The organism is Mycobacterium sp. (assembly GCF_004298145.1).
Taxonomy (GTDB): Bacteria; Actinomycetota; Actinomycetes; order Mycobacteriales; family Mycobacteriaceae; genus Mycobacterium.
Genome location: NZ_SCRH01000045.1, coordinates 101,901 through 118,678, shown reverse-complemented (window position 1 = coordinate 118,678; position 16,778 = coordinate 101,901). Strand labels below are relative to the sequence as shown.

Here is a 16,778-nt window from a genome sequence, read left to right as displayed (position 1 = left end):
CGGAGCGTGACGATGTCGCACGAGGCAATCCCGTCCGAAGCGGAGTGGTGGTATCCGGCGGGGGGCGCAACAGTGGATTGGTTGACCTGGGTCAACGCACTGCCCTACTGCCGGGATTTGGGTCTGGTGTGTACGGAGATCGACCCCACGTCGGCGATCTTTCGGATGGAACGGTCGACGCTGACCCCCAACCCCAACGGAGCCGTGAACGGGGGCACCGTTACCGCGGCGGCCGATCAGATCATGGGCGCGCTCACCATGCGGATGAGCGAACCGGGACTGTTGCCCGCGACCGGATCGCTGCATATCCAGTTTCACTCACCCGCGCGGCCGCCACTGACCTTTCGCGCGACCGGGTTGGGCGGCGGCCGGCGAACCAAGTTCGTCGAAGTGGCGGTCGAGGACCGGGACGGCAACCGCTGCGCCACGAGCCAGGGCACGATGATCGCCGGCGGCTCCGGGGGACCGCCGTTGCCCAGCTCTTAATGAGACGCTAAGGTTCTAAAATAATCCCTCCACTCCGGACATAGTGAGGTTCCCTAATGTCGCAAAACGCCCAAATCGTCGCCGACTTCTATGCCGCGCTCAGTGCCGCCGATGCCGAGGCGATAGCGGCGGCGATCGACGCCCACTTTGCCGAGGACGCCGCGATCGAGTGGCCGCCCTCGCTGCCGCATGGCGGCCGGATAGAGGGAAGCCGGCGGCTGCGCGGGCTGTTCACCGGAATCGCGAAGGCCGGCAACCAGGCCGGCGCCACAAACCTCAAGCTGGAGCGCACGATCGGCGACGGCGATCACGTGGTCGCCTGGATCACGTTCGAGTGGAAGAACCCCGGCTCCGACGACACCGTCCCCAACTCCGCCCTCGAGGTGTGGGCGTTCTCCGACGACCGGGTGCAAGAGATCAGGGCGTTTTACTGGGATGGCGCGGCGATCAGCCAGCCGCAGAACGCCTAGAACACAGGGCGAAGGAGAAGCCAAATGTCGCGTAGCGCAGTCATTGTCGATGCCGTCCGCTCGCCGATGGCCAAGGGGAAGCCCCCGAAGGACGGTCGGCCCGGCGGGGCCTTGAGCGGCGTGCATCCGGTCGAGCTGCTGGGTCAGGTGATCGGCCAATTGATGGCCCGCAACGACGTTGACCCGGCCCGCGTCGACGACGTGATCGCCGGCTGCGTGAGTCAGGTCGGCGAACAGTCCGGGCCGGTTGGGCGCTGGGCATGGCTTTCGGCCGGGCTGCCCGAGAGCGTGCCGTCTGTGGCGGTGCATCGCGCCTGTGGATCCAGCCAGCAGGCCGCCGACTTCGCGGCGCAGGCCGTGATAGCGGGCGCGTGCGACATCGTCGTGGCGGCCGGTGTCGAGTCGATGAGCCGGATTCCCATGTTCACCGCGCGCATCGGGCAAGATCCGTACGGATCGGCAGTGGCGGAGCGCTACGCGCCGGGACTGGTGTCGCAGGGCGTCTCGGCCGAATTGGTGGCCGCCCGCTGGAAGCTCGACCGCGAGTCCATCGACGAGTTTTCCGCCCGTTCGCATCGCAATGCGGCCGCGGCCGACTTCAGCGCCGAGATCGTGCCGATCACCACGCCGGATGGTGACGCGAGTACCGACGAGACCATCCGGCCGTCGACCACCGTCGAGGGGCTGGCGGCGCTCAAGTCGTCGTTCTACTCCCCCGAAATGGCGGCGCGCTTCCCCGAGATCACCGACTGGCACATCACTCCGGGGAATTCGTCCCAGCTCTCCGACGGTGCGGCGGCGGTATTGATCATGGGCGACGACACCGCCGAGGAGCTGGGGCTCACGCCGCGGGCGCGCTTCCACGCGTTCGGGCTCGCCGCCGATGATCCGATCACCATGCTGACCGGACCCATCCCCGCGACCGAGCGGGTGTTGCGGCGGTCGGGGCTGTCGCTGCCCGACATCGACCACTACGAGGTCAACGAGGCGTTCGCTCCGGTGCCGATGGCCTGGGCGCAACATTTCAACGCCGATCCGGCCAGGCTCAACCCGCGCGGCGGCGCCATCGCGCTGGGCCATCCGCTCGGGGCCTCCGGCGCCCGGCTGCTGACCACGATGCTGTACGCATTGGAATCCAGCGGCGGTCGCTTCGGGCTGCAGACCATGTGCGAAGCCGGCGGAATGGCCAACGCCACCATCATCGAGCGACTCTGAAGCCGCGAAAGGAACAGCAAAGCATGCAGATTGACGGAATCAGCGCGGTCGTTACCGGCGGGGCATCCGGACTCGGCCGCGCGACCGTGGAACGCCTCGTGGCGTCAGGGGCCGCCAGAGTCGTCATCGCCGACCTGCCGTCCTCGAACGGCGAAACGGTCGCCAAGGAGCTCGGTGACGCCGTCCAGTTCGTCGCCGCCGATGTCCGCAGCCCCGAAGACGTCACCGCGGCGATCGACGCCGCCACCGAGGCGGGGCCGCTTCGGGCGGTGGTGCACTGCGCCGGCCGGGGCGGTCCGGTGCGCGTGGTCAACAAGGACGGCTCGCCCGGCTCGCTGGAGACCTACTCCGACGTCATCGGCATCAACTTGATCGGATCGTTCAACGTGCTACGCCTCGCCGCCGCACAGATGGCCACCAACGAGCCGGTTGACGGCGATCGCGGCGTGGTCATCCTGACGGCATCGGTGGCCGCCTTCGAAGGCCAGATCGGCCAGATACCGTATGCGTCGTCCAAGGCCGGCATCGTCGGTATGACCATCGTCGCCGCGCGGGATCTGGCGTCGAAAGCGATCCGGGTGTGCACCATCGCACCCGGAACCTTCGACACACCACTGCTGGCGAAGGTCTCCGACGAGGTCCGGGCCTCACTGGCGAAGACCGTGCCACATCCGAGCCGACTGGGCTTGCCCGACGAGTTCGCCCGGCTGGCACTGTCCATCATCGACAACGGCATGCTCAATGGTGAGACAATCCGCCTGGATGGTGCGATTCGCATGGCGCCGAGGTGATTTCAGGGTGAGTTCGAAGCCCCGGCGCATCTTCGACGAAGATCACGCGGCGTTCCGCGACAGCGTCAAACGTTTCATCGCAACCGATGTCGCGCCGAACCTTGAGGCTTGGCGTGACGCGAATGAAACGCCACGCAGCGTTGTCGCCGCGGCCGGCGAAGCGGGTTTCCTCGGTACCGCGGTGCCCGAGGAGTTCGGCGGCGGCGGCGCCGATGACTTCGGGTTCCTGACCGTCCTGATCGAGGAAACCATCGCGGCCGGGGCGACCGGCCTGGCCGCGCTCTGGGCGCTGCAGGCCGGCGTCGCCATCCCTTTTCTGCTCGATCACGCCACCGCCGCGGACAAGCGGCGGTGGCTACCCGGGCTCAGCGCCGGTCAATTGATCGCAGTTCCCGCGCCCGCCACGCTGTCGAATGTTGTCGCCGGCCGCATCGCCGACGCGCTGCTGGTAACCGCCGATGATGCCGTTACCCTGGTCGCGCTCGACCGACCGGGCATCGCCGTCGCACCGATCGACGAGAACCTCGCCGGCCGCGACGCCGGCCTGGCCGATATCACGCTCAGCGATCTCGACGCCGGAACCGAGATCGCGTCCCCGGGCACACTGCGTCGCGACATCGACCTGTGGTTCGCCGTGTTGGCGCTGGCGAGCGCGCGCGCTGCGACGGCGTTGGCGGTCGATTACGTCCACGCCCGAAAGGTATTCGGCCGCCCACTGGCGGAGTTCGAAAACACCCAATTCCGGCTGGCTGAGCTCTGGGCCGAGGTGGCCGGCCAAACCGCATTCGTCGATTCGTGCGTGCACGCGCGCAGCACCGGCACGCTCGACGCGGCCGATGCGGCGGCCGCGTGCCTTACCGCAACTCGGGTCTGCGGCCAGGCCGTCGACCAGTCCCTGCAACTGCACGGCGGCTACGGATACATGCGCGAATACCCCATCTCGCACGCGTTCGCCGACGCCCGCTTCCTCCAGGTAATGGCCTCGTCCTACTCCAATCCCCACGAAACACTGGCATCGACCGCGGCCCTGGATACCATGTCGCAGCAGTGAATACCTACGATCCCCAGACCACACTCGACGCGATCTCGCGCAATGCGGTTGCCGTCGTTGTGATCGGTGGGCTGTCGATACTCGCGATGTTCGTGTTCTTTGTCGAAGGCGCCCGAATGGGAAGGCGCGACAGGGTATATCCGATGGCGCTATGGATGACCGCGCTGTGGTGGCCGCACGACGGGTCGTATCTGCTGCACTTCAACGACTGGTTCGGCGGCCGCCACAGTCACTGGTTCATGCAGCTGTTCTGGTTCGCCATCATCGTCACGTTCATCGCCGAATCGGTATACGCCTGGCAGACCATTCAATACGGCCGCGACGAGCTCTCCCCCGGCCGTTCGCAGCGTGCGCACACCATCAGGATCGTCGGCGCCGTGGCGGCCGGAGTCATCAGCTGGGCATTGGTCAAAGGTGCGCTCCGCGACGACCTGTATCTGTTGTCGTTCATGGCGACATTGTTGTGGGGTGGCCCCTCGGCCAGCGCGATGCTGGGACGCCGACCCGACGCGCGTGGTCAGTCACTGCTCGAGTGGATCGGCTATAGCGTTATGGCAGTTCTCTATTCGATCGTGTCGATCTTCTTCTTCGGCGGCGGGTTCTTCCACTCTTGGCAATACGTCGGAATCTGTCTCGCAGCGTGCATCTGGAGCTTTGTGATCGTCGCCGACGTCAAGCGTGCTGGAGGACCGCTGACCTCGTGGCGTTCAAGCCCAGCGCCGGCGGGTTAGGGCGCGATGCTCAGCCCAGTGCGAGGGTTTCGTCGAGGCTCTCCTGCATCGAGTTCCATAGCAGATCCAGATCTTTGAAAACCTCACCGTCGGCGTTCATGGCGATGCAACACACGCCGCAATGAGTGCACATGGCGGAGGTCAAGACGGTGCCGGGCAACGGCGCAAAGACGAACATCCGCTCGAAGCGAGCACCCGCCATATACCGGTTCTCTGAAATACCTGGCCATGAGCTCGTGGTGAGCACCGCTCCGCCGACGGACCCGAGGATCGCCGCGGCCACACCCGAGGGGGTGCGGTTGAGAATTGGGGTGATGGCACCGAGGAATCCCAGTGCGGGTTCGGACCGCACGTGTTGCACCCGCTCGCGCATTGCGCGGATCCGTTCGGCGGGATCCTTCACCCCGGAAGGCACGAGAAAATACGCCGCGGCAAAGTCATTGCCGCCCGTGGCGTTGTCCGCACTGCGCATCGCTACCGGCATCGAGATCGGAACATCTTCCAGTTCCTCGCCGTGGGCACTGCAGTACCGCCGAAGCCCTCCGAGCAGCGCACTGACGAAGGCGTCATTCAGTGAGCCGCCGGCCGCCTTGGCCGCACGCTTCAGGTCATCGAATTCGCATTCCATGGTCCCAAAGCGCCACATCCTTCGCGACCCACCCCGAAGAATCTTGGACGGATTCTTCGGCGGCGGTCCGGCCACCCGCGCCAACGAAGACACGTAATCCGCGGTCGAGCGAAGGTTGCCGAACGCTCTGACGACGGCGCGTCCACCTCCGAAAAGGGCCTTCGGAGTACCGGCGATCTGTTGTCCTAGCTGCTCAGCCGCCACCCCGATGGGACTGCGCCGCACCGGCTCCCGCACCGGCATGGGCTTGTCGGGTTGATGCTTGCGGCCGGTGTTGAGGACACGCTCGTGCAACCGGGCCAGCGCCAGCCCATCCATGAAGACGTGATGGGCGTGCATGACGTAGGCCGCGCGGCCACCCTCGAGCCCCTCTACGAGGTAGCCCTCCCAGGGCGGTCGCGACCGATCCAGCGGCGACAATCCGATCGTTTGCGCGAGTTCGAGCAACTGGCTGTGCGCCCCTGGTGCCGGCAATGACACACGCCGCAGGTGGAAGTCGAGGTCAAATGACGGGTCGTCCTCCCACATCGGTGGGCCCACCGGAAGGAGCGGATCAACCACTCGCTGCGCGAAACGCGGCACGATCTCGACGAACCACTCATGAGCGGCCTTGAGCCGCTCCCAATCGGGCACGCTATCGAGCAGCTGAACTACCACCCCGGACCAGGCAGCCTGCGGGTGCCGATCCGTGCGCCACATCAGCGCATCCAGTTCGGACAACACGGGATCGCGTCCCCAGTTCTCCAAGTCAGACCACAGTTCGTTCCTGTTCATCCCGACTTCTCCCCTCCGGAAGTCTTTTCCCACTGAGGAATCCGTTGCCGCAGCTGATCGCTACTCCCACCGAGCGGATCCGTTGCGAAGTCGGTCGCGGTGCGGTCAGCCATCGGATTGCGGGCGAAATCGGCGATCAGAGCCGCGGTCTCGTCGGGCTTTTCGAGCATCGCGCAGTGTGCAACATCATCGAGGACCACCAGCCGCGCATGAGGAATGGCGTCTGCGAGCCGGCGCCCCGACGAGAGCGGAACGATACGGTCTGCGCGGCCCCACAGCACCAAAGCGGGTCCGTGAACAGCCTCAGGGGTCGCCACTGCCACAGCTTTTCCCGCGGCCTGCATGCCGGCGATGAACCCCGGAGCCGCCATCCGCGGTACCAACTCGTCGGCCAGCGACCGCGTAATGCAGCGCGGCTCTGCCACGGCGAGTGCAAAAAACGCGGCCCGCAAGTACGGCCATCGCGCGATGGCCCGCGGCACGGTGGAAAAGCTGAACACCCAGTCGAACAACCGGAAGCCGAGCAAGATCGCCCGCAACCGCGCCGGACCGATGATGTTGCTCCCGGAGTCGATCAACATCAAACCGTCGACCCGGCTGGGGTGGTCGCAGGCAACCTTGAGAGAGACGAGACCTCCCATCGAGTGCCCGACGATTGTCGCCTTCGCCAGGCGCAGCTCATCCAGAAGTCCTATCACCGTCGCAACCTGTTCCGCGAAGACATCGCCAGCGGCCACGGGTTCTGATGCGCCGAACCCGGCGAGGTCGAGCGCGATCACACGGGTGTGGCGCGCCAGGGCGGGTAAGACGCGCAGCCACCATTGCCACGCTCCTCCTTGACCGTGCACCAGCACCACCGGCCGACCCGCTCCGATGTCGGAGTACCGTACGCGTCGCCCGCGCACAACGGCGTTACGGACGTACGGGGTCCAGTCGATTTTCGTCCACTCGCGGTCAGCACGTTCCCATAGCGCAGTGTCGGTGTTCCGCCGATGACGTCTGCGTAACCCCAGGCGCCGGCCCTTCGCACTCCGAGTCATCGCGATTCCCTGACCCCCATCACTCGAATTACGTCCGATCGTTCACAAGAGTGATTCGCACTACAATACATGCGATGCAGGCTTAGTCAATGCTATAAGGAAACGATCGTTCGCACTAATACTAGGGTAAGTTATGCCCCACGATCGAACTGAGGTTTCGGCGGCCGGTGCCGCTGATGTAGAAGTAACCGCCGCACCGCCCAATTCTGTCGGCGACGACCGCGACATGTGCTGCGAGCGTGCACTCCTGCTCTATGAATCCGGCGATGTCACGTTACAGGCGAAGGCCGAACGGTGGTGGCGGCGCGCTGCGACGTCCGGGAATCCCGAAGCGCAATACAGCCTCGGTGTGGTTTTGCACGAAGACGCAACCGACCAGTCGGTCGGCGAGGCCGAATACTGGTGGCGCACCGCGGCATCGGCAGGCCATGTTGAAGCCCGGTACAACCTCGGTGTGCTCCTACAGATGCGCGGCGATCCCGAAGCAGAACACTGGTTGCGTCTCGGCGCCGGTGACGGCCACGCCGCTGCGCAGTACAACCTCGGTGTTCTGCTCGATCTCTACGGTACCGAATCCGCCCGATCCGAAGCACAGCATTGGTGGCGCGTGGCCGCAGAAGCAGGACATACCGGGGCGCAATACAACCTCGGGGTCGAATGCCAAGACCGTGGCGCCAAGCGGGCAGCCGAGCGCTGGTGGCGGAGCGCCGCAGAGTCGGGTCACGTTGATGCCCAATATCATTTAGGTGTTTGTCATCATCTACGAGGCGAACACGACATCGCCGAACAGTGGTGGTGCATCGCTGCTCTGGCCGGACACCTCGATGCCCAGCACAACGTTGGCACCTACCGCTATCGGCGCGGCAACCTAACAGCCGCCGAGTACTGGTGGCGCGCTGCCGCCGAGGCCGGACACCCCGAAGCGACCAACACCCTCGGATGGCTGATGCGTTGACGTGGCGATCGCCGTCATAGCGCGGCGAGCGCGGCTACCAGATCATCGGTGGCCGACATGAAAGGCGAGTGATCGCCGTCGAGTTCGATGAAATGAGCTTCCGCCCGCGCGCTCATCTCGTGTTGCAGTTGCCAGGGAACGGCACGATCGTTTCGTGATCCGATGTAGGTCTTGGGCAGTGAGCCGAAACGCGATCCGGTGACCCGCACGGACTCGCAAACGTCCCCAAGCCCGCAACTGAGACGCAGTCACTGCCGCTTGGTGATTCCTTCGGCGAGTGTTGCACTGATCGCCGTCCCGATCGGCGCGGTCCCCAGGCGAGCGTTGTTGCTCACCTCGAAGTCGCACATCCCCCACCGGTCGGGGTTGCCCGGGAATTGCACGGCGCAGATTGAGTCGATGTAGTAGACGTTGTGCAGCTGCGCGACCACCGCGTCCATCTGCTGAGCCCGAAGCTCGATTACCTCTCCGGTCGGCATCGACCAGCGCACCTCTCCGCCACGGTGCGTCAGCCCATCGGGCTCGAGGTAAGTCAATGCATCGACGTCGGCGGCGTAACTGATCTCACCATCGCGGACCAGGTAACCGACCTTGACGAGCGACTCATCCGCGGCATGCCACAGGATGGAGCCGAATGACAGGTCGGGACCGAATGTGCCCGAAATCCATCGGTGACTCTTCAGTGTCATGGTTTTGCGCAGGCCCCAGGAATGGTCGCGGTGGTACATGCCGTCGACGTCGAAGCTCCGCCCGTCAATACGCACGCTGCCGCGGATGAGCCCCGAGGTTTCGTAATGGTCTTTCGCGAAGTCCTCCGCCATGCTGCTGCTCGGAGGGAAGAAGTCGGTCAGGGGATAGAAATTGTCCATCACCAGGTCGACGTGAACACCCGGCTCGTTGATCACCAGCCTTGGGCGTCCACCGTCGACGTGCCACGCCGAACCGCCAGAACGAAACCCGCGTGGGGTCGTCGCCGCCTCGAACGGAAGCTGAAAATCGTTGCGGCGAAAGCGTGTCCCGTCGGCGGTGGCTACGAAGCATTGCAGCGCGGAGCAACCCCCGCCGGGCCGGTTGGGTTCGTGACCTATCCGGCTGACCCCGCCGACCCCGGCCGCGCGGTCATACCAGTGCACAAACACACTTTCCTGCCAGTCCGGATCGTCTGTCCCGGGCTCGTGACTGCCCTCGTCCTCGTGGCTGTATTGCTTGCTCATACCGGCTATCGCTCCTTCTCGCCCCTGGCTAGTACCATCGGTCCGAAATCACCGTTGAACTCGATCTTCGCACGGACCCGATGACCCGACGGACATGCGGTCACTCAATCGGGATTCCGAAGTAGTCTTGGTAGTCCTGTAGCGCCTGCCGCGCGTGAGCGACCACATCGGATGAACCGAAATTGAACCGGTGCGGCGGACGGCTATCGCGCGGGTTGTCGATCATGTACTGGCTCATAGCTTTACGCCCTTCTTCGGTCAGCTCGATACCGAAGTGCCGGTACATGTCCTCAACCGTGCCCACCACGTCGCCGACCAGATCCTTGTAGAGCACGTTGTAGATCTGGTTCGACGGAATCACGCCCTTTTCGATCTGGTTGATCACGGCCGCGAACCGGACGGCCGAAATATTGGGATCCGTCATGTATTCCAGCGACACGCCGTTGAACGGATGGTCACTGCGACTCCATTGAATGGTACCGATGATGCTGACCAATGATGCCAAAGCGCGCGTCGGATCGCGGTGCGGCCAAACGAACTTCGCGTCCGGATAGACCCTGAGCAGGTCGGGCATCCGATCGAGGTGCATGGGGTCTTTGAGCACCCAGCGCTTGCGGGGGTTCCGCCACTGCAACAGCTTGAGAACCCGCTGGTGCCATTGAAAAGCAGGTCCGGTGTCCTGGGCGAATATGTACGCGTCGTAACTGGGGACCTGTCCGAAACAGTCCAGCCAGGTGGGCGCCATGAAATTGATGGCCATCATGGCGCTGTCCTCGAACGGCATGTCGCCGGCGAGCTCGTGCATTGACGGCATGGTCGGCGTGACCCGGTTCCACTGGCCGACCAGTTTGTTGGCCTTCTCGATCCGAGGATCGGTGCGGTAGGTCGCGGCTTCCGGGGGCGGACAGGGGAACATCATCTCCCAGTGCATCAAGGTGCCATTATCGGGGTGCGCGGCCAGGACATTCTGCAGCAGGGACGTTCCGGAGCGGCCCTGGCCGACGATGATGATCGGCTCAATGATCCGCTCGTCGTTGATCTCCGGGTGACGCTTGTAAGTGTCTTCGATCCGAAGTTTTGCCTCGAGCAAAACCAAGACGTCCGAGCGCGTCCGCAATCTCCCCACCAGGTTCAATTCGGCTTCGTCCTCGAGTGCCCTGATGAAGTGGCGGAAGGGCTCGCGCCAGTCGTCGGCGCCGAAGTCCTCGAGACCGGTATTGCGCTTGGCCGCTTCCAGAAGGGAGCGTTCATCCAAGGGCACAACGCCCCGGATATCCATACAGTCGCCCTCTTCGTTGACCGCCTGGACCCAGTCCGGGCGCGGTGGGGGCTGCCATTGCATGCGGTGGTCGGGTTGCGCCGTTGCCGTTCCGATATCTGTCACCGTTGCACTCCTCGTGATGGCCGATTGCCGATCAAATGACGTGACGCTTCTGGAAAGCCGCGAACCGTTCGGCGAGTTGCTGCTCGCGTTGCTGCGCCGAGAGCCATGTCGTTCCCGCCGGCAGAGCCGCTTTGAGGTCGACGAGCTTGACGAGTTCGCCACGCGCCGAAGGGTTCCCGCCGGCCCACGGCTGTGCATCGGCACCTTCGTCGGCGCGCGGCAGCAGCTGCCACCGCTGCATGAACAGCGTCTCGTGCATCCCCAGGGTGTCCACCCAGTTGTGCACCCCCGGATCCTGAATGGAAAACACGTAGGTGTACGTGCCGTCGGGGTTGGCGACGCTCTGGGTGGTGTTGAGGCAACTGGTGCGGCTCCAGAAATTCCCACTCATCAGCCACCAGTCGTAAAGCGTAAGGATCCAATAGTCGGAACCGCCGGGGTCGAGCGTGAGCACATAGGCCTCGTCGTCGGCCAGGCTCAACCTGCCGCGCAACAGCTGCTGCGTCTGCATGCCCCCCACCCCCGAACTGTTGGCCGGTTCGGTAATGGTGTTGGGCTCCAAAAAGGCGACCATTTGCTTGAACCAGTAGTTCGTCGGAACGTCGTCAATGATGAACCGTTTCGCCACTGCGGTGAGCTGTTCGACTGTCCACGGCGGCGCGGTGGGCGGGTCCAGGCGCTCAACCCGGTACGCGTTGGGAACCTGTCCCCAATCGCGACGGCCATCGCGGATGAACAGGTACTTGGCGTCGAGCGTCGTCTGCAGGTGATTCGGCCGTCCATTCGCCGGTTCGGGGTCGATGGTGATGACGAATGTGCCGTCGTCGGCGATCACGACGTCGCGCCAGTCCAGCCACGCAACGTTCATCGACTGCGACAGATTGCTGGTGATGAACATCGGGCAGTCGCCGACCCGCGCGTCGGATACCTTGCCGTACAACACAAACCGCGAATGTCCGTCGACGGGGACGAAACTGTAGTGATTGTCCGGGTTCTCACCCGTACCCAGGCCACGGCAGCCGGGCACTTTCATGCCGAGCCAATCGTGCGGCGGCCCGTATCCATGGCCCAAAACCTTCGGATAGTTGGAATCCGAGTTCAGCGCCAGGATCACGTAGTGGAAGGCCCACTCCGCCATCTTCTCGTCGATCCGCTCGAGCGCCTCCGCGGGAATGTCGGATCCGCCCATGATCCTGAAGCGCGTGGTGGCCTGGGCCTGCGCCTCAACGATCGTCGGTGATTTCACGAGTTCCAGCGCTAGCGCTTCCAAGTCGCGCTGATCAACGGTAGCCGTCGGGTTGACCGGGGACAAAAAGAACACGTCGTCGACGAAACGCTCGTTCACGGATTTCGACATGCATGTCAACATAGGCACTGACTGCCAGAAGGTCAATACACGACAGTTGTATGCTGACTGCCATGGACCGACCCGCACGCCTGATGGATCGACGCCGGCAGGATGCACGCACGGAGATCGTCGCCATCGCGCATGAATTGTTTGTCCGCGATGGGTTCGAGGCGACGACGGTCGAGGCGATCGCCGGGGCGGCCGGCTGCGCCACGCGAACGTTCTATCGCTACTTCGGATCCAAAGAAGACGTCATGTTCCACGATCTGCCCGACGTGATCGCAGGCCTTGAAATGCTTCTCGACACCAAGCTCGCGGCCGGAACGGCCGAATGGACCGCGGTGAGTGAATCACTGATCGACTTCATCGGGCGATTCGATGCGGCGGACGCGCGCGCCGCGACCCAGCGAATGGACCTCTGGTTGCACGAGCCGGCACTGAGGGCGCGCTACCTGCAGTACGTGGCGCAAACCGAAGCTGTTGTCGTGGACTCGCTGTGCCGGCATCGGGGCACGTCGGCGGAGAAAGACGATGTCGCCAACCTGATGGCGGTCGCCGCGGTTGGAGCATACCGAGTTATCGTTAGCACCCATCGGGGTCGCGCACAACACAAGCTCGGCGACCATCTTCGGGACGCGCTTGCCACCCTGGGCGCGGGCCTCGGCAGATCGAAGTAGCTAAGGGTGAGGGGCGGTGTATCGCCCGACCCGATCACGCTATCCGCTGGTGGCGCTGCGGGTCCCCTATCTCGCGGCCACCATCCACCGGCCACATTCGGCGAGCCAATGAAAAGACAAAGGACCGGTATCTGCGCGAGTGCACACGAATACTCGAGCTTCCTTTGGATGGCGCGCTGGAGGCATTCCGGTTGGTGTGGCGGCGTTTTGACCACGCTGTAGCCCTGCGGGCGATGGCCACACTGGCCGTTGTCCAACGACTGCGTGAAGCCGTAGGGGCGCTGATAGAGCATCCGGGGTATCGCTGTTTTTAGCCGTGCCCTTTGCGAAGCCTGCGCAGGAATGTGCGCGAGTGGTGCAGTGGCCAGTAGTCTTGGCCTTCGCCCAGAGCTGTTTGCCCGTCGAAGTCCCACTCGACCAGCGACCAGAAGGTGGTCAGCCAGGCATATCCCTGCCAGTTGAACATGTTCCGCACGCGGCCCGTAGCCTCGAGACGCCGGCCGAGCGAATCGGTTGCTTCGACCCGGTAGGTCGCGGGGCGGCCGGATTCGTCGCGTCGGGTCACCGCGATCGTGTTGCCTTCGGCGAGTGTGAGATCGCCGTAGCGGCCGTCGCGCAGGTAGTAGCCAAGGATCATGTCTTCGGCGGTGCCGATCACCGGATCATCCTCGGGTTTGCGGAAACTCACCGCGAGCGCATGGAAGGAACTACGCTCGCCCACCGCCCAGACCATCTGGCCGCGCGGGTTGTTGACGATGTCGCGGATGCCCCACGACCGATCGCGCTGAGCGACACAGTTCACGGCGATCACTTCTCCGTCTATGTGCAGGGTCCCGATCATCCGGCCCGGCTGGTCGTAATGGCCCTTGCCCCATTCTTGGAGGCCGCCAGGGAAACCCGTATCGTGCGGGAGACAGTCGGCGAGGAAGTCGAGGTCGACCGCGACGCCGGCGTTGAATGCGGTCTGACCCCGATAACTGAACCGGTAGTGGCGCAGCGGCTCGAGGAGTTCGACGCGCAAGCCGTTGGCCAGCTCGAAGTCAAACATCTGTGCGCCTGCGGGAGTTTGGAAGCCCTCACCCCAGTCGTACAGCAGGCAGTCGTACGTCTCGCTCCCCTGGCCGTCCCAGGCCGCTATTCCGCCCACCGTGTAGCCGATGTTGGGCCGGTGGTACAGGTAGACGAATCCCGAGAGGTCCCGTTCGGGGGCCATAAAGGAAAACCAGCTGGCCTCGTTCCAAAATGGCTCGCCTTGCGGGGCTGGGTGAAACAAGTCGTCGTGCACGGTGATGCCCACCGGTCCTCCTCGTGATGCTGTCGGATGTGGTTACGTGGCTTGTTCGAGCACCTCGACGGTGCCGCTGGCACCGTCGACGCGGACCCGGTCGCCGGTGCGCAGGCTCGTGGTACCGGTACCGGTGTTCACGACGCACGGAATCCCCAGCTCGCGGGCGACCACTGCGGCATGGCTGAGTGTTCCGCCGATGTCGACTACTAGTGCCGCCGAGATGAGCATCGCCGAGGCCCACGAGGGATCGGTTGTTGCCGCCACGAGCACGTCTCCCGGTTGCACCTCCGACAAACTGGGGTCGGTGATCACGCGCACGACGCCCTCGACGACACCAGCACTCGCGCCGATTCCGGTCAGTTCGGCAGCGGCTTCCCCGGGTTCGGCGGACGCCGCCAAGGCGGGCTCGGGGCTGCCCCAGAACGCGGTCGGGATTTCAAATGAGCGGTAGCGGACCTGCTCTGCTCGGCGTTCGGCGACCAACGTGCGGGCATCGTCGGGGATGACGCCGGAGATCTCTGCTGCGGTCAAATACATGATGTCGTCGACGGTGTCGAGGGCGCCCGTCGCCACGAGGATTTCGCCGATGCGGCGGGCGGCTGCGCGGGCGACGTCGAGTGAGCGCAGGAAGTTGGTTTTGCCGATGCCGCGCATGGGCATGTTGCGGCGTGCCAGCCATAGGACGATCCGCGCCCCCGTACGGCTGACGGGGTTGGGCATCCGCGACAGCAGTTCGGCTTCCGCCGCTTTTCGCTCGACTGTTCGCCGCGCGCCGGCACGACGAGGATCCTTGTCGTCCGGCTGATCTCGGTAGATCCGCGCTAGCCGTCGAATGGGGGTCGGATCTTCGCGCCAGACGCGACCGGCGATATCACCCTCCAACGTCCCGTGAAAACCGTGCCGACGCAAGAACTCTTCCTCGCTCAGGCGCCCATGCCCGAGGTCCCACAGGTCGATGACCACTTCAGTTTCAGCGTGCTCGCCACTGCCAGCGGTCAGCGCACCGAAAGCGTCCTCCATGCCGGCGCGGGTGACGACCTTGCGCAGCGCGTCAAAGACCGGTGGCACTCCGACGATGTTGCCCTGGGCCTGTAGCGCGGTCGCTTCCTGGAAGCGTTGATTGGCCTCGCGGAATTGTGCTTGCGCACCAGCGAGATCCAGCTTCGGAGAGCGGAGCAGCTCCGCTGTCCACCATGGCGTAATCTCTTTGTTCTGGCGTACCAGAACGGCTTTGGCGCGGGCGAAGTTACGCGGCATGTTCCACGCAACGTGCGGGTACCGGCGTCGGGTCGCGGCCTTGATCATGCCATCGGGCACGCTGCCCAGTAACTGTTCGGCAAGCATTTCCCCGCTGGCTCCCGGAATCCGTTCGCCCATCGCGTAAAACGCACTGACCGAGGCGACGGCGCGGCCATAGGCGATCTGGATGATCCGGTCCTGCGGGTCGTCGGGAACCCCGGAGGACGAGCGTTCCAGCACCCCCATCTGGACGAAGCCGTAGCGGGCGGCGATCTCCGCGGCGGGACCCCACACCGACCAGGTCAGCGGGGACAGCACGCCGGGTGCGGCCTCACCGAGGTTGGCCGTGGAGTAGAACTGCGCAGGGTCTAGATCGCCGTGCATGGTGCTGGGAGTGCCCAGCGCGGGGCGGTTGCTCCAGACGGTCTCGGGACGGGCTTGCAATACCAGCAAAGTACCGTCGCAGTCGAGCGCCCATTCGACATCCATCGGATGACCGAACGCGGTCTCGATCGCGGCGCCGAGTTCGGCGAGGGAACGGGCTTGGGAGGCGTCGAGACTGGGCTGCACGCCGATGGTGGGGTCGAGTGGTTGCAAGGTCACCCGGCCGGTGGCGCGGTCCAATGCATACTGGGCGGACTGCTGGCTGATCCGCGTTTTCTTTGGTTTTTCCAGGGCGCCTTTGGTGAACCAGAACTGGTCGGACAACACATCACCGACCACGACACCCTCACCGAGTCCGTGCGCGGATTCGATGAAGATCAGCCCCCGGTAACCGGTGACAGGCTCTAGCGTCATCATCACTCCGCCGGCGGCCGCCTGGACCATACGCTGCACCACGACGCCCATGGCCGTATGGTCGGCGTCGACCTGGAAGCGGCCGCGGTACCCGATCGCACCGGCGTTGTAGAGGCTGCCCCAGCATCGTTTGATGTGTTCGTGCAGCGCGTCCCGACCTTCTACCCATAGGTAGGTGTCGTGTTGGCCGGCGAAGGAGGCGGCTGCGGTGTCCTCCGCGATGGCACTGGACCTCACGGCGACGGGGCCATCCCCGAGTTCGGCGTAGGCGGCGTCTATTTCGGCGGCCAGATCAACCGGTAGCTGCAGAGCGGAGATCAGTTCGTGGATCGCCGACGACTTGTTCTCGTCGTTGAGGTCTTGCCGCGCAAGCACTTCGGCGACGCGTGGGCCGATACCGGCGGCTGCGATCACGCCGCGGTATGCGTCGGCGGTGATGGCGAAGCCGGCAGGCACCGGCAGGCCGAGTTGGATCAGCGCATAAAGGCCTTTGGCTTTACCACCGACTTGATCTGTAAGTTCGGGCGAGCATTGCGCCAGAGGAAGGACGACGGGCCGGGACGAATCCCAGGATGAGTCGAAGCCATCCCGCAGCTCCTGCGCGTCATGTCCGTTCATGGCTTATTCCTCACTCCGCGTCAACCATGACATCGACCACGGCCAACTGTACACAGTGTGGATAGATCGGT

The 16,778-nt window shown here is 64.5% G+C and carries 16 protein-coding genes; 8 read left to right on the top strand and 8 right to left on the bottom strand.

Annotated elements, in window-relative coordinates:
- Positions 1 to 12 precede the first annotated feature (12 nt).
- From EPN51_RS18270 to EPN51_RS18245, 6 genes are read left to right on the top strand one after another with little or no spacing between them, the layout of a single operon-like run.
- Entirely contained in the window at positions 13 to 486 is a 474-nt protein-coding gene (locus EPN51_RS18270) for a PaaI family thioesterase (protein WP_293045084.1), read from the top strand.
- 56 nt (positions 487 to 542) lie between these two features.
- Positions 543 to 956 carry a nuclear transport factor 2 family protein gene (locus EPN51_RS18265; RefSeq protein WP_293045083.1) on the top strand — a complete coding sequence of 138 codons (414 nt, stop codon included), beginning with the start codon at positions 543 to 545 and terminating at the stop codon, positions 954 to 956.
- Between the two features lie 24 nt (positions 957 to 980).
- Entirely contained in the window at positions 981 to 2,171 is a 1,191-nt protein-coding gene (locus EPN51_RS18260) for a thiolase family protein (RefSeq protein ID WP_293045081.1), read from the top strand.
- A gap of 23 nt (positions 2,172 to 2,194) precedes the next feature.
- Positions 2,195 to 2,962: an SDR family NAD(P)-dependent oxidoreductase gene (locus EPN51_RS18255; protein WP_293045080.1), complete on the top strand. Its 768-nt coding sequence runs from the start codon at positions 2,195 to 2,197 to the stop codon at positions 2,960 to 2,962.
- 7 nt (positions 2,963 to 2,969) lie between these two features.
- A complete protein-coding gene (locus EPN51_RS18250) occupies positions 2,970 to 4,013 on the top strand; it encodes an acyl-CoA dehydrogenase family protein (RefSeq protein WP_293045078.1) in 1,044 nt (347 codons plus the stop codon).
- On the top strand, positions 4,010 to 4,744 hold the full coding sequence (locus EPN51_RS18245) for a hypothetical protein (RefSeq protein WP_293045077.1): 735 nt from the start codon (positions 4,010 to 4,012) through the stop codon (positions 4,742 to 4,744). Before EPN51_RS18250 ends, EPN51_RS18245 begins: the two co-directional genes overlap by 4 nt.
- A gap of 10 nt (positions 4,745 to 4,754) precedes the next feature.
- Here the strand turns inward: EPN51_RS18245 and EPN51_RS18240 are convergent, their stop codons facing one another.
- Both EPN51_RS18240 and EPN51_RS18235 read right to left on the bottom strand, forming a co-directional pair.
- Positions 4,755 to 6,146, bottom strand: a complete 1,392-nt coding sequence (locus tag EPN51_RS18240; protein WP_293045075.1) for a wax ester/triacylglycerol synthase domain-containing protein — start codon at positions 6,144 to 6,146, stop codon at positions 4,755 to 4,757.
- Positions 6,143 to 7,186 (bottom strand): alpha/beta fold hydrolase, encoded by a 1,044-nt coding sequence (locus EPN51_RS18235; RefSeq protein ID WP_293045074.1) that lies wholly within the window; start codon positions 7,184 to 7,186, stop codon positions 6,143 to 6,145. Before EPN51_RS18235 ends, EPN51_RS18240 begins: the two co-directional genes overlap by 4 nt.
- Before the next feature lie 133 nt (positions 7,187 to 7,319).
- On the opposite strand from EPN51_RS18235, the gene EPN51_RS18230 reads away from it, so the two are divergent.
- A complete protein-coding gene (locus EPN51_RS18230; protein WP_293045072.1) occupies positions 7,320 to 8,141 on the top strand; it encodes a tetratricopeptide repeat protein in 822 nt (273 codons plus the stop codon).
- 14 nt (positions 8,142 to 8,155) lie between these two features.
- Here EPN51_RS18230 and EPN51_RS18225 read toward each other — a convergent pair whose 3' ends face one another.
- The 4 genes from EPN51_RS18225 to EPN51_RS18210 form a co-directional block, all read right to left on the bottom strand.
- Entirely contained in the window at positions 8,156 to 8,350 is a 195-nt protein-coding gene (locus tag EPN51_RS18225) for a hypothetical protein (RefSeq protein WP_293045071.1), read from the bottom strand.
- A gap of 39 nt (positions 8,351 to 8,389) precedes the next feature.
- Complete coding sequence (locus tag EPN51_RS18220; protein WP_293045069.1) at positions 8,390 to 9,355, bottom strand: propanediol utilization protein; 966 nt, start codon at positions 9,353 to 9,355, stop codon at positions 8,390 to 8,392.
- 100 nt (positions 9,356 to 9,455) lie between these two features.
- Positions 9,456 to 10,739 carry a sulfotransferase gene (locus EPN51_RS18215; protein WP_293045068.1) on the bottom strand — a complete coding sequence of 428 codons (1,284 nt, stop codon included), beginning with the start codon at positions 10,737 to 10,739 and terminating at the stop codon, positions 9,456 to 9,458.
- A gap of 31 nt (positions 10,740 to 10,770) precedes the next feature.
- Complete coding sequence (locus EPN51_RS18210) at positions 10,771 to 12,096, bottom strand: DUF1214 domain-containing protein (RefSeq protein ID WP_293045066.1); 1,326 nt, start codon at positions 12,094 to 12,096, stop codon at positions 10,771 to 10,773.
- Between the two features lie 62 nt (positions 12,097 to 12,158).
- Between EPN51_RS18210 and EPN51_RS18205 the strand changes: the two genes are divergently transcribed.
- Complete coding sequence (locus EPN51_RS18205; RefSeq protein ID WP_293045065.1) at positions 12,159 to 12,764, top strand: TetR family transcriptional regulator; 606 nt, start codon at positions 12,159 to 12,161, stop codon at positions 12,762 to 12,764.
- Positions 12,765 to 13,074: 310 nt separating this feature from the next.
- Here EPN51_RS18205 and EPN51_RS18200 read toward each other — a convergent pair whose 3' ends face one another.
- Both EPN51_RS18200 and EPN51_RS18195 read right to left on the bottom strand, forming a co-directional pair.
- Positions 13,075 to 14,061 (bottom strand): hypothetical protein, encoded by a 987-nt coding sequence (locus EPN51_RS18200; protein WP_293045064.1) that lies wholly within the window; start codon positions 14,059 to 14,061, stop codon positions 13,075 to 13,077.
- Positions 14,062 to 14,091: 30 nt separating this feature from the next.
- Complete coding sequence (locus EPN51_RS18195; protein WP_293045062.1) at positions 14,092 to 16,707, bottom strand: PEP/pyruvate-binding domain-containing protein; 2,616 nt, start codon at positions 16,705 to 16,707, stop codon at positions 14,092 to 14,094.
- Positions 16,708 to 16,778: the final 71 nt, after the last annotated feature.

Coding starts and splice junctions, on each gene's coding strand:
- EPN51_RS18240 (WP_293045075.1), bottom strand. CDS start 6,146: ATGAACAGGAACGAACTGTGGTCTGACTTGGAGAACTGGGGACGCGAT.
- EPN51_RS18230 (WP_293045072.1), top strand. CDS start 7,320: ATGCCCCACGATCGAACTGAGGTTTCGGCGGCCGGTGCCGCTGATGTA.
- EPN51_RS18260 (WP_293045081.1), top strand. CDS start 981: ATGTCGCGTAGCGCAGTCATTGTCGATGCCGTCCGCTCGCCGATGGCC.
- EPN51_RS18195 (WP_293045062.1), bottom strand. CDS start 16,707: ATGAACGGACATGACGCGCAGGAGCTGCGGGATGGCTTCGACTCATCC.
- EPN51_RS18270 (WP_293045084.1), top strand. CDS start 13: ATGTCGCACGAGGCAATCCCGTCCGAAGCGGAGTGGTGGTATCCGGCG.
- EPN51_RS18220 (WP_293045069.1), bottom strand. CDS start 9,355: ATGAGCAAGCAATACAGCCACGAGGACGAGGGCAGTCACGAGCCCGGG.
- EPN51_RS18255 (WP_293045080.1), top strand. CDS start 2,195: ATGCAGATTGACGGAATCAGCGCGGTCGTTACCGGCGGGGCATCCGGA.
- EPN51_RS18235 (WP_293045074.1), bottom strand. CDS start 7,186: ATGACTCGGAGTGCGAAGGGCCGGCGCCTGGGGTTACGCAGACGTCAT.
- EPN51_RS18205 (WP_293045065.1), top strand. CDS start 12,159: ATGGACCGACCCGCACGCCTGATGGATCGACGCCGGCAGGATGCACGC.
- EPN51_RS18210 (WP_293045066.1), bottom strand. CDS start 12,096: ATGTCGAAATCCGTGAACGAGCGTTTCGTCGACGACGTGTTCTTTTTG.
- EPN51_RS18265 (WP_293045083.1), top strand. CDS start 543: ATGTCGCAAAACGCCCAAATCGTCGCCGACTTCTATGCCGCGCTCAGT.